Source organism: Desulfospira joergensenii DSM 10085 (genome assembly GCF_000420085.1).
In the GTDB taxonomy this organism is placed as follows: Bacteria; Desulfobacterota; Desulfobacteria; order Desulfobacterales; family Desulfobacteraceae; genus Desulfospira; species Desulfospira joergensenii.
In genome coordinates, this window is the sequence record NZ_ATUG01000001.1 from 2108093 (window position 1) to 2120261 (window position 12169).

The following is a 12169-nucleotide window of genomic DNA, read 5'->3' on the forward strand; positions in this document are numbered from 1 at the left end:
TGATTTCCCCGGTAATGATAAAAACTAAAATCAACATACATCAGAAATAAATTGAGATCCCTAGCACAGACTACAACCATACAAATTTTTGAAAAAAAGACCCCCTGCCGAGTCGCTCCCAATTCCCTACCCAGGTACATGGCATAAAGATTGCTGTTCATTATTGACAGCGTAAAGGAGAGGAAGGACAATTCAATCGGAGGGTATTTGTGAAATCACTGACTCCATACTCCAGCCAATCCGGCAATACGCTGAAACCGGCCAAAGCGCTCCAGGATAATCAATGGAGAAGGGAATATCTATCCTGGATCAAGGATGCTGACCATGCGGTGGGGCATCCGGGCACCTCGGATATGAAAGAATTTCCGGGCCTGGTGAAGCAATGGCGTTACCCGTAACGCAACCCGTTTCCGTAACGGGAAGGAGTTGAACATGTCGATTTTGATTGATCAGCAAAAAAACCATGAGGTCTGCAAATGAAACATTTATCTTTCAGTAACACGGCCATCGTTGCCTGCGGCACCATGAGCCCGGAACTTAATTTTCTCCGGGAGCAGGGATTCCTGGATACCAGCCACCTATTTTATACGACACCGGGGCTCCACCAGGACATCGGGGAGCTGGAAAACCAGCTGGTGAAGTTCATTGAAAAAGCAAAGATGCAACTAGAAGATGTCATTGTTGTTTATGGTGGAAAATATTGCTACGTCAACCCGGACAACCCGACAAGGCTGATGCAAACCATTATTGAGGATCAGGGCCTTCATGTCCGGCGCATTGAGGCCACCCACTGCATGGGGATGCTGGCCAGCGATGAGGAAATGCAGCGAATCGCCCAGGAGGTGGCAGGAGGAGAACCAGTCTGGTTTATGACCCCGGGATGGGTAAAATACAGAACCCAGGTTTTTAAGGGATGGGATAAGGGGACTGCCAATGAAAATTTTCCAAGACATACCGGCGGAGCCGTGGTTCTGGACGGCATCGGATATTTGGATAAGTACATGGAGGAAAAACCGGAAGACTTCCTTGAGTATTGTGACTGGATGGGCATTCCCATGCAGGGGTACCCCATCAGCCTTGATCGTTTTAAGGGGCTTTTAACGGATCAATTAAAAAAATTGAAATAGGGTTCCACTGCGGTGCCATGGACCATGGCACCGCAGTGAATATTTCTATCCGGTCGGCCGGGCCACCAGAACCGGAACCTTTGAATGCTTGATCACGCCCTGGGCTGTAGAGCCCAGGAGGATGTCCTCGATCTCATCCTGGCCGTGGGTGCCCATGATGATCAGGTCGAATCCGCCCTGCTCGGCCTGAGCAATGATCTGCTCCACCGGGTCCCCGGATTTGATGATGATGTTCTCTTCGGCCAGGGGGCAATGGGGAATCTCCTCCAGCACCTTCTGGGATGTTTCGTGGATCCGGTTCCGGACCTGCTCATGGGCCAGCTCCTCGGCCTGCCGGTTCAGCCTTTTTTTCTCGTCCTGATCCATTTGCCCGGAAAGGTCGATCCCGGCTTCGGATGAATAGGCCTCCATGATCTCGGGAACCACATGCATGACCCAGACCTTGGCATTAAACCGGTGGCCGATGCTGCAGGCATACCGGGCGGCAAATTTGGCTGTGACGGAGATATCCGTGGCAAACAGGATTTTTTGGATGTCCGCCACCATGGAGACCGGAGCCCGGACCTCGGTTCCGGCCGAAGAAGGAGCCTGTTCCGCAACGGCCTCTTTCTCTTTATCGGGTTCAAGGGGGACAGGGCCGAAGATCCTGTCGGTAAATTTGACGTACCAGGCCGCGGACTGCACCTGGATGATATAGGCGATGGCCACCACCAGGGCTGCGCTGGTTCCTTCCTTTCCAAAGGCATTGATGGCAATGGCCAGGGCAATGGAGAGATTGCGCATGACCGATCCGTATACCAGGGCAATGGCATCTCCCCGGGGCAGAAAATATTTGCCCACCAGGCTGCTCAGCACATAGTTAAAGGTGTAAATGATGACCAGGGGAATGAGAATATAGAGGATCATGGTCGGGGAAGACGCAATCCCCCGGGCTTTCAGGGCCATGGCAATGAAGACGATGCCGATGACCCCCAGGGTGGACAGGGCCGGGAACTTGGGGCCGATGGTCTTCTGGAAGGTCTTGAACCCGTACTTCTTTACCAGATGCCTCCGGGTGAGAAAACCGGCCCCCATGGGCAGGAACACGATGATCAGGATCTGCTGCATGACCCTGGCAAAGTTGATTTCAATGGAAGCCCCCATGAGCATCTGCACGTAAAAGGGGGTGGCAATGGATCCCAGGGTCAGGCCGATCACGGTCATCTTCACGGCAGCCGCGATATTTCCTTTGGCAAATCCGGTCCAGGAGATGGTCATGCCCGAGGTGGGAACCAGTCCGGCCAGCAGGAGGCCCAGGGCCATATAAGGCTGATTCCTGAAAAATATCAGCCCGGTGAAATAGGCCACAAAGGGGACGATCCCGAAGTTGATGGCCTGGGTCAGGACCTGGGCCTTGGTGTCCCCCCCTTCAAATACCTTCTGGATGTTCAGGGTGACCATCATGGGATAGACCATGAGAAAGGTGAAGGGAATGATCAGGCCTTTGAGAAACTGGGATTCAAAAACAATTCCAAAGACAAATCCCGATACCATCATCACTGGAATGGCAAGGATCAGATTTTTTGTAATTTTCTGCAAGAACTTCCACATATTCATCTCCAATATTAGTGTTGAGGCTGTAAAATTTTTACACTGGGAAAGAGTCTGGAATCCGTATGGGGCAGGAACTGGGCCTTGGTAAACTCATCCATGAACCGGGTGCTGCTGGAAAAATCCACATAGGTCATCCGATTGGATATGTCGATGGCCTCCTGCCGAAATTTTCCCGACAGCAATGCCATGTAGGCCCCGGCAATGGAGCTGTTGCCCATGTATTTGAATTTTTTCCGGTCAATGTCCGGGAGAAGGCCGATGGAAACGGCCTTCTCAATATCCAGGAACTGGCCGAATCCACCGGTGATGATCATCTGGCGGACCATGGAAAAATCCATGCCGATCTTCTCAATCAGAACGGTGAATCCGGCGTAAACGGCTGCCTTACTCAGGGTCAGGCTCCGGATGTCCGATTCCGTGAAGATGATATCCTCTTTCATATCGGTATTTTCGGCAAACTCCAGGATAAAGGCAGGCTCATCGTTGAACACCGTCATCCTGGGGTGGCGGCTGTCCAAACGGAACTTGCCGTCCTGTCCCACCACTCCTTTGACCATCATCTCGGACATGAGATCGATCATCCCCGAACCGCAGATACCCCGGGCCGGTTTGCTGTCAACGGTCTCATATTCAGGATCAAATCTGGCAGGGTCCAGGAAGATTTTTTCCATGGCACCGGTTTCCGCCCGCATGCCCCATCGGATCCCGCCCCCTTCAAAGGCCGGACCGGCGGAACAGGCCGCGGTCATCATGAACTCGTCGTTTCCCAGTACGATTTCCCCGTTGGTTCCCACGTCGATAAAAAGGGTAAGATTATTGGAACGGTGCATCCCGGTATAGAGGATGCCCGAAACAATATCCCCGCCCACATAGCCGGCCGGGCCGGGCATGACAAAGACCCCGGCGTAGCGGGCAGCCTTGAGCCCCACATGGGCGGCCTGGATGACGGGAAACTCCGATACCGTCGGGATATAGGGTTCTCTTCTGATATACTTTGCCTCGATTCCCAGAAGAAGATGGACCATGGTCGTATTTCCGGACACCACGATGTTTTCGATCTGCCTGTGGGTCTCTTCCAGGGGGATCAGGGCTCTTTCGGTGAGGTTGTTGATGGTGGACAGGGCCATTTTCTTTAATTTTTTTATCCCCTCTTTTTCAGAGCAGACAATGCGGTTGATCACATCATCCCCGCAGGCGGCCTGGCGGTTATGCCCCGATGCCGCACTTAGAATTTCACCGGTCTCCATATCCACGATATAGACGACAATGGAGGTGGTCCCCAGATCCACGGCCATTCCCAGAGACCGGAGGGCCTGGTTGGCCGGCCGGACATCCACAATCTGGGTGGAACATTTTTTCTGGAGCACCGAGGCAATGACCTGCCAATTGTCCTCTCTTACGGACCGGGTCAGCTGGCGCATCACCCCAAGGTCCGTACTCATGGAGAAGATATCGCACCCGTTTCGTTTCAGGCTCCGCTTGAGCCGGTCCAGATCGCTGACCGTATCGTCCAGGCTGGGGACATCAAGGGTCAGGATATATTTTTTAACAATGGGATCCATCTCCCTGACCAAGCCCATGAGCTTTTGGGTGGCCTCATTCCCCATTCCCTCCGCCCTCAGCTTTTTCTCAAGGGTCTCTTCGGGAATCCGGACCGCAAGATCATTCTTCACCTCGACCTGGCAGGCCAGGACAACTCCCCTCTCCTTTTCCACGGGACTCAGCAGGCCGGTATCCCCGGTTTCAAAGGATCCTGATTCGATGATCAGTTTGCATTTGCCGCAGGATCCGCTGCCGTTGCAGGAGGCATTGACATAGACATCCGCCTTTTGGGCGGCTTCCAGCAGATTGCCCCCCTTGGGGAGGGTTACGCTGTTTCCCCCGGGTTGGAAAACAACAGAAACCGTTTCAGACTCTTTTTCTTCCGGTTTTTCATCAAACCCTTTCAGGGAGATAAAATGAATGGGGCAGGAGGATCTGAACTTGCAGTAAAGATCCGGGTCCCGGCACTCCAGGCAGTCTTCGCAGAGATGGATCTGGTGCTTCATGCACAGGTAGTTGGTTTCAATATCGGGATGGTTGATGCATCTTCCCATGGCGGACCTCCCCTGATTTTTTTTGTATGAAGGCAATGGGTTATAATACCGCATCCAGGCTGTTTTCAATAGTCGATTTTGACTGAAGACCGACAAACCGCTTGATTTCCACACCGTCTTTAAAGAGGATGAGCGTGGGAATACTCTGAACCATATAATCTGTGGCAAGGACCTTCTGGGAGTCAATATCAATTTCCAGGATTGATGTCCTGCCCGCATATTCATCCCTGAGTTCCCGGATCACAGGCGCCATTGCCCGGCAGGGACCGCACCAGGAAGCTCCGAAATCCGCAAGCACGGTCTTTCCTTTAAGCTCAGACTGGAATTCTTCTTTGTTCATCTTTCTATCCTTTATATCGGGTTTCAAAATGATCTCAATTTTTTTAGATCAAGTTCTATGCCAAATCAGAGAATTTTTAAAAACACCTTTTAAGCCTTTAAAATTAAAAGAAATAATTTTAAAGGCTTTTGCCGCCTGACCCATATCCGCCCCTGGGATGGATATGGACCCGGGAAAGGTAACGCCGGTAACGTTCCAGGACCCTGGAAATCCCTGTTCCGCCTTTGAAAAGCCTTCCGGGACAGCCCGGCAATGCTGTTCCACCAGCCTGGCATATGGTTTGCTTATTTTAAAGATGGAAAACACGTATACACCGGAGGCAAACCTTGGACGACATGGGCTATATCCTAATTTTTCTCGGCATCTATTTCCTGGCGCAGATCTGGATTCTTCCCAGGATGGGCATATCCACATGAATGCGGGATTCCTGCCGGACGGCAGGCAAAAAGAAAAAAATTCCCTTTCAGGAGAAAATCCCAAAAGAATAGGCTCCAAAAAAAATTTTCTTGTAAAATGCGAGTGGTAACGGTAACGTTACCATATCCTTTACATTAAAGGGTATCTCTAATAATTAGAATTTTGGTTTGAGTTCAAGGCGCGGGGAAATTCTAACCGGAGGAATATATGGAATATTTCGAGGATTAAAATTATCCTGCAACGCAGAAATCGGGCCAAAAGGCAATGATTAGAGGTGGCCTAAGATCATCTTTCCATGGAGACAGGACGGGCAATGAAAACACATGAAATCTGGAATGTACACTTTTTAAATCAAATCCTGGATACCATGGCCGAGGGGCTTTTTACCCTGGATTCCCAGGGAATCATCACTTCCTGGAACAAGTCCATGGAAAAGATCAGCGGCTATTCCGCAGGCGAGGCCATCGGAAAAACCTGCTCCCTGATTGAATGCAGCCGGTGTTTCGGTAAAAAATGCCCGGCCAATATCCATAAATGCGGGGTGATCGAACATGGCAGAACCGAGGCAAAAGAGTGCTTTATCCGTCACAGGGACGGCCATGACATCCCGGTTATCAAAAACGCAAGGCTGGCAAAGGATGAGGACGGCCACATGCTCGGCATTGTGGAAACCATCACCGACCTGACAGAATTAAAAAAAATAAAACAGACCGCGGAAGAGGCCCAGAGAAAACTGAAAAAGGCATACCGGCTCGGCAATATCATCGGGAAAAGTACGGCCATGCAGAATGTTTTTGATGCAATCCGGGCCGCGGCAAACAGCCGGGCCAATATCCTCATCCAGGGGGAAAGCGGCACGGGCAAAGAACTGGTGGCCGGGGCCATCCATTACAACGGCGTCAACGATAAAAAACCCATGATAACGGTCAATTGCTCGGCCCTGTCCGAAACCCTGCTGGAAAGCGAATTGTTCGGTCATGTCAAGGGAGCGTTTACAGGGGCCCACAGGGACCGGAAGGGACGGTTTGAAGAGGCGGATCAGGGGACGATATTTCTCGACGAGATCGGGGAGCTCACCCCTTATATGCAGGTAAAATTATTAAGGGTTCTCCAGGAGAGAGAGATCGAAAGGGTGGGCGATTCAAAAAAGATTAAAATTGATATCCGGATCATCGCTGCGACCCACAAAGATCTTTTTCTTCTCACAAGGGAAGGGCTGTTTCGGGAAGATCTGTTTTACCGGCTCAAGGTCTTCCCCATCCCTGTGCCGCCGTTGCGGGAAAGAAGGGATGATATTCCATTGCTGGTAAATCATTTCCTGCGAAAGGGGAATAAGAGAGAGGGGAAAAACATATCAAAGATCAGTACAGGGGCCATGAAAAAGATCATGGAACATCCCTGGCCCGGGAATGTCAGGGAACTGGAAAATGCTGTTGAGCACGCCTTTGTTCTCTGTGAAACCGACCGGATCGAATCAAAGGACCTGCCCGTTGAAGTCCGGGAAACCAAGACCCGGCCCCTCCCCACAATGGATCCGGATCCGACTGCCAAAACCGGATTCTCCACTCAAAAGATAACCCGGGAAGACCTGGTCCGGCTCCTTGAAGAGTGCCACTGGAATAAGGCGGAAGTGGGACGGCGCATCCATAAAAGCAGAACCGCGGTCTGGAAATACATGAAAAAATGGGATATTCCCCTGCAGAGATAAGCCACAAAAAAGGTTGATTTTCTGAAAGTTCAAAGATACTCTGCTGAAAGCACTGAATTCTAACTTATGTTCATCGGGCTGGAAGGCGATTTTAGGGACAGGGACTTTAGAGATCCTCTGTACATTAAAGTCTAATTCCCTTCTTCGCCAATTTAAAAACGGCAACTCATCAGGCTTTTTTGGGGAAAAATGGATACGCTTATATCCTTGCTTCCGTACATCGAATCTGACAGGGAGGGGTTTGTTCTGGATCTTCCTGTCCCGGAGAGGGGACCGGAATCAAGTCCGGGCGATTCATCTCCTTTTCAGATCGCAGACAGCGGGGGGAATTTTTCAATATTAGTAAAAGCCGGTATAAAAACAGGGCCTTCCCAAATCGTTACGCCCTTTTTCCTGCTGACCCAGAGAGACCATTATCCCATCCCGCCGGACGATTTACATCCCCTTACCAATGCAGATATGGACCGGATCTGGATTGAGACCCTTCGATTTTATACCGGCGACGAAATCGCCTTTACTCTCCCGGGGCCCCCTGGCCGGGAAAAAGAGCCCCTTGCCTTCCATTCCCTGTTTTTCTGCAAAAAAAAGAAAAAATTTTTCCAGCCCCCCTGTCCCGAATGCGGAGAGCCCCTGGTCCTGTGCAAGGATGACCAGGCCTTAAAGGGGGCCGGGCTCTTCCCCTATTATACCTCCCTGCACCGGTATCTTTACTGCCCACGGTGCCACGGAGCCAAGGCAGACCCCGCCTTTTACCAGTTTTCCCGGTCTTCGGAAGACCGGGTGTTTGTAAAAGACCGGTTTGATCTGATCCGGGATTTCAACCGGCTCAGAAGCAGGGCTTCCGGAAATTTTCCCTGCCTTGAATGTCCTGGCCATGCCGAATGCTATATCACCGGCGAAAAAGCAGGATCCCGTATCGCCTTTTTTTCCTTTTACCCCTTTTACATGCTTTTTTTCCATGCCGCATCCATAAAAGCCGTTGATTTCCTCCCCCTCATCTCAGGGGCGTCCCCTGAACAGATTCCCTCCCTGTCCATGACCGTCCGGGGGGCTGATTTTACGGAATGCCTCGGCCGGAAAGGAACTCCCCGGTTCTTCTTTGAACAGGACGAAAGGTTTTTCCTGGAGGTCCTTTATTTAAAGCTCTCTTTTCTGGAAAGCTTTGTCCGATGTTTTAGCCGGAAAGGGGATATCCCATCCCTGCCCGGTTTTTCCGCCCACAGCATCTGGATCCGCCCCGGACCGGACAAGGGGATACTTCCGGTTTTCTGGGATTTCAGCCTGAATGTCATTGACCTTGTGTCCGATGTTCACCTGAACCGGGACCAACATGTCCTGACCCAGAACCGGGATCTTGTTTTTATGGTCCGCCTCTGGTTCCATACCTTTCTGGCAAACAGCAACCAGGGCCCCGGTGCGGTTTATGACCTGGCAGGGAGCCTGGCCGGACACCAGACGGCCGGGCACTCCTTTGACTCCCAGGCCCTGGTCCGGGAATTTCCCGGTCTTGCCCCGGAAAATATCTTCTGGGAGCCCCGGCCCCAGGCCATTCCCGGGGAGTGGGAGCCGTTCTGGTTCAAAACCCTGTTTACCGGCCTTTCCCTGCTGAAACAGGAACCTGGCCGGGATCTGAAATCCTGCCTGGCCGGACTGCTCGCGGACATGAAATCCCTGAAGCAGGAGATTCAAACCGAATTGTTTTCAACCCGGCCCCCGGCCCCGGCGGCTCCCCTTTGGGAAGCCCGGCCCATGGAGGAAAATAATGCGGCTGAACAAAAAAAAGCCCCGGAAGAGTCTTTGCCGGAAAAAGAGGCCATCGCCGGAATGCTGAAATCCTTACGGACCCGATGGGCCCAGGCATCCCCTGCTCCTTTGGCGGACATGGAAGAGGATGTCCTTGAAACCATTGTCCTGTCTTCCCCGGATGAAGCCCCGGAGCCTCCGGAGGAAAACCGGCAGGAGCCTGCAGAGAAGCCGCCCGAGCCCGATGATTTTTTTGAAGAGACCGTGGTGCTGCAGGGGCCTGTTCCCCCGGATTCAGATGATGGTGCAGGTGATGACACCCATGATTTCGAAGAGATGGAGGAAACCGTGGTGCTGTCCCCGGGTCAATCACCGACACCGGCAGAACCGGACACCGGTTTCTTCGGCGAAGAGGACGATCTGGATAAGACAATCATAATCCCTCCGAAAAAATAAGGGTGAATGGATGACAAAAGACCTTCAAAACATGGAAGAAAGGATTCGTCAGATTTTCCGGAAACACGGGGACCGGAGCGAGTACCGGATGGACGATTTCCTGGGCAGCGAACTGGCCTCCCTGGAACCGGCCGATAAGATCAGGACCCTGGACAGGCTGATCGAGCGGTTTGAGGGTCCCGGACCGAATTCTGGAGAACATGCAGGGGGTTCCCCAGGAGTATCCATTGACGACCATGTCCTGGGAAGGGTGATCAAGCTGCTCCTGGGAAGGGACATCTCCCAGGTGGACCTAAGCTCGGAGGAGCTTCTGGAGAGTCTTGCCGATTCCATTAATACGGTTTTTGAATCCCTGAACCAGGTGATATCCGTGATCAACACCACCCTGGTAGGAAAACAGGATTCAGACCAGACCATCCGCCAGGTCATCGGATTCCACCTGGAAGGCAGCGACCGGGCCAGACCCCTGGAAAGCTACATCGGCCAGATCGGCAAGGCCTTTTTCGAAGCCCAGGAAGCGGCCAAAAAAGCGGCCCATGCCAAGGTCATGCAGATTCTGGAGGAACTTTCCCCTGAAAAAATCGAAAAAGAGGCCGGGGTTTCCAAACTGACCCCCATGCGCAAATCCAGATACTATGAAGAGTATGAGCTCAAATTTGGAAAATTTGAAAAATGGTTTGAATCCGGCCGGTTCATGGAGTCTTTTTTACGGGAATTTGAAAAGAACTGCCAAAAAATATCAATTTAAGGGAGGAGGAAAAATTGAAAAAAAGTATTGTTCTGTTGGTTTCTGTGCTTTTCATGCTGGTCCTGTTTTCATGCGCAAAAAAAGTGTTGCCCCCGCCCCGGTGGACCTATGAAAAGGAGGCCATTAAAATTCAGGTCAAGGCCGACCCCATGCTGAACCTGGACAACGGAAAGGCCCATACCCTCTTTGTCTGTGTTTACCAGCTAAAGGACCCCAACGGCTTCAACCAGCTGTCCGGTGATCAGAGCGGCCTTTACAAACTCCTGGAATGCCGGCTGTTTGACCCGGGCGTTGCCACGTCCAAACGGCTCATCGTGAATCCCGGGGAGCAGACCACCCTGATGATGGACCGGGCGGAACATGCCAAGTATTTAGGCATCATTGCCGGATATTACGGTATTGTAAAGGAGCGCATCACCCGGCTCATTGAAATTCCCGTTGTCGTGGAAGAAAAGGGATTTATCGCCAGGGAAAAAACACAGAAACCCGGACTCCTGGACATCACTCTTCTGCTGGGTCCGGAGCAGATTGAAAAAATAGAAGGGCAGGAATAATGGTTAAACCTCTTTTCTGGCATCAGGGGCTCTTTCTTCAGCCCCATCACTTCCAGCTCAGCGATTTATACAATAAATCCCTGGTGGAACCCTGGTACAGGTTCATGGCTCCCCATTTCTGGGGGGCGGGCAGCCTTGAAATCGACGAGGCCGTGCTGGCCAATTCCGTCTTTGACATCCGGGGCGGAGAATTTCTTTTTCCGGACAACTCCCATGTGATCCTGGGGGAGAACGGAGTGATCCAGGCCCGGTCCTTTGAATCGGCCTGGGAAGAGGGCGGAAAATCCTTTTCCGTCTTTCTGGGGCTGAAAAAATGGGATGCCGGCGGAGAAAACGTCAGTGTTCTGCCGGATTTCAAGGATCTGTCCCCGGCATCCAACCGGTTCGTCTCCCTGGGCGCCCCGGAAGAGATCGAAGATCTCCACGGAAACGGCCCAAAGGCGGAAGTCCGGCGGATGCTGTTTCTCGTCAGGATCTTCTGGGAAACGGAAATCGAGCACCAGGGAGAGTATCAGCTCATCCCCATTGCCAGACTCAAACGCCGCCTTGAGGAAACCGTGGTGGATCAAGACTTTATCCCCCCCTGCCTGACCATTGAAGGCTCCCCTGTCCTGGCCGGCATCATCAAGGAGATCAAGGACCAGCTCTTTTCCAAAACCCGCCAGCTTGAGGCTGTAAAACGGGCCAAGGGCGTTCATACGGCGGAGTTCGGCGCAAGGGACATGGTCTATATGATGGCCCTGCGCTCCCTGAACCGGTACCTGCCCCTGCTGGCCCATCTGACGGGAACGGTCCAGGGTCAACCCTGGGGGATTTACGGGGTCCTGCGGCAGATCATCGGAGAACTCTCCTCTTTTTCCGCCGAGGTATCGGCCGGGGGAGAACTGGAAGACGGCACAGCCCTGGTAAAGGAGTATGACCACAAAAACCTGTGGGAATGCTTTACCGGCGCCCAGAAGCTGATTACCCGGCTTTTGGACGAAATCACCTCAGGTCCCGAGTACATCATTCCCCTGCACTTTGACGGAACCTATTATGCCGCAGATCTTTCCCCCAATCTCTTTGAAGGAAGCAACCAATTTTACCTGGTTCTTGAAAGCCGGCAGAACCCGGAGGAGATCATCGAATCCATGAAGCATATTGCCAAATTCAGTTCCAGGGAATCATTGCCCATTCTCATTGCCCAGTCTCTGCCGGGGATCAAGCTGACCCATCTTGAAACCGTTCCCCAGGAACTGCCCCGCAAGGCAGATGCCCTTTATTTTCAGGCAGACCATCACGGTAAGCAGTGGGAGTCGGTGACCGGGGGAAACAACATGGCCCTTTACTGGGATACGGCTCCCGAAGACCTGGGGGTTGAGCTCATGATCGTAAGGAGGAATTAAGG

General features: G+C 52.2%; 10 protein-coding genes. 7 read left to right on the forward strand and 3 right to left on the reverse strand.

Translation table 11 applies throughout. The features are described 5' to 3' along the window. The first annotated feature begins 209 nt into the window (after positions 1–209). Positions 210–398, forward strand: coding sequence for a hypothetical protein (locus F608_RS0110760; RefSeq protein ID WP_022665646.1), 189 nt, complete (start codon positions 210–212; stop codon positions 396–398). A 78-nt stretch (positions 399–476) separates the two neighbouring features. Further along, the gene (locus F608_RS0110765; protein ID WP_022665647.1) at positions 477–1127 is read left to right on the forward strand and encodes a DUF1638 domain-containing protein; all 651 of its coding nucleotides are present in this window, start codon (positions 477–479) and stop codon (positions 1125–1127) included. 45 nt (positions 1128–1172) lie between these two features. Here F608_RS0110765 and F608_RS0110770 read toward each other — a convergent pair whose 3' ends face one another. Genes F608_RS0110770 through trxA form a run of 3 tightly spaced genes read right to left on the reverse strand, consistent with a single transcriptional unit; the run spans position 1173 to position 5156 of the window. Further along, positions 1173–2717: a universal stress protein gene (locus tag F608_RS0110770; protein WP_022665648.1), complete on the reverse strand. Its 1545-nt coding sequence runs from the start codon at positions 2715–2717 to the stop codon at positions 1173–1175. A 14-nt stretch (positions 2718–2731) separates the two neighbouring features. Beyond that, the gene (locus F608_RS31495; RefSeq protein WP_022665649.1) at positions 2732–4816 is read right to left on the reverse strand and encodes an ASKHA domain-containing protein; all 2085 of its coding nucleotides are present in this window, start codon (positions 4814–4816) and stop codon (positions 2732–2734) included. Positions 4817–4856: 40 nt separating this feature from the next. Further along, positions 4857–5156 carry a thioredoxin gene (trxA, locus tag F608_RS0110780; protein ID WP_022665650.1) on the reverse strand — a complete coding sequence of 100 codons (300 nt, stop codon included), beginning with the start codon at positions 5154–5156 and terminating at the stop codon, positions 4857–4859. A 730-nt stretch (positions 5157–5886) separates the two neighbouring features. On the opposite strand from trxA, the gene F608_RS0110800 reads away from it, so the two are divergent. The 5 genes from F608_RS0110800 (at position 5887) to tssK (ending at position 12167) form a co-directional block, all read left to right on the forward strand. Beyond that, positions 5887–7281 carry a sigma-54 interaction domain-containing protein gene (locus F608_RS0110800; RefSeq protein WP_022665654.1) on the forward strand — a complete coding sequence of 465 codons (1395 nt, stop codon included), beginning with the start codon at positions 5887–5889 and terminating at the stop codon, positions 7279–7281. Positions 7282–7470: 189 nt separating this feature from the next. Beyond that, on the forward strand, positions 7471–9480 hold the full coding sequence (locus F608_RS0110805; RefSeq protein ID WP_027362656.1) for a hypothetical protein: 2010 nt from the start codon (positions 7471–7473) through the stop codon (positions 9478–9480). 10 nt (positions 9481–9490) lie between these two features. Continuing rightward, entirely contained in the window at positions 9491–10228 is a 738-nt protein-coding gene (locus F608_RS0110810) for a type VI secretion system-associated FHA domain protein (RefSeq protein WP_022665656.1), read from the forward strand. Positions 10229–10242: 14 nt separating this feature from the next. After that, the gene (gene tssJ, locus F608_RS0110815) at positions 10243–10782 is read left to right on the forward strand and encodes a type VI secretion system lipoprotein TssJ (protein WP_022665657.1); all 540 of its coding nucleotides are present in this window, start codon (positions 10243–10245) and stop codon (positions 10780–10782) included. Then, positions 10782–12167 carry a type VI secretion system baseplate subunit TssK gene (gene tssK / locus F608_RS0110820; protein ID WP_022665658.1) on the forward strand — a complete coding sequence of 462 codons (1386 nt, stop codon included), beginning with the start codon at positions 10782–10784 and terminating at the stop codon, positions 12165–12167. Before tssJ ends, tssK begins: the two co-directional genes overlap by 1 nt. Positions 12168–12169: the final 2 nt, after the last annotated feature.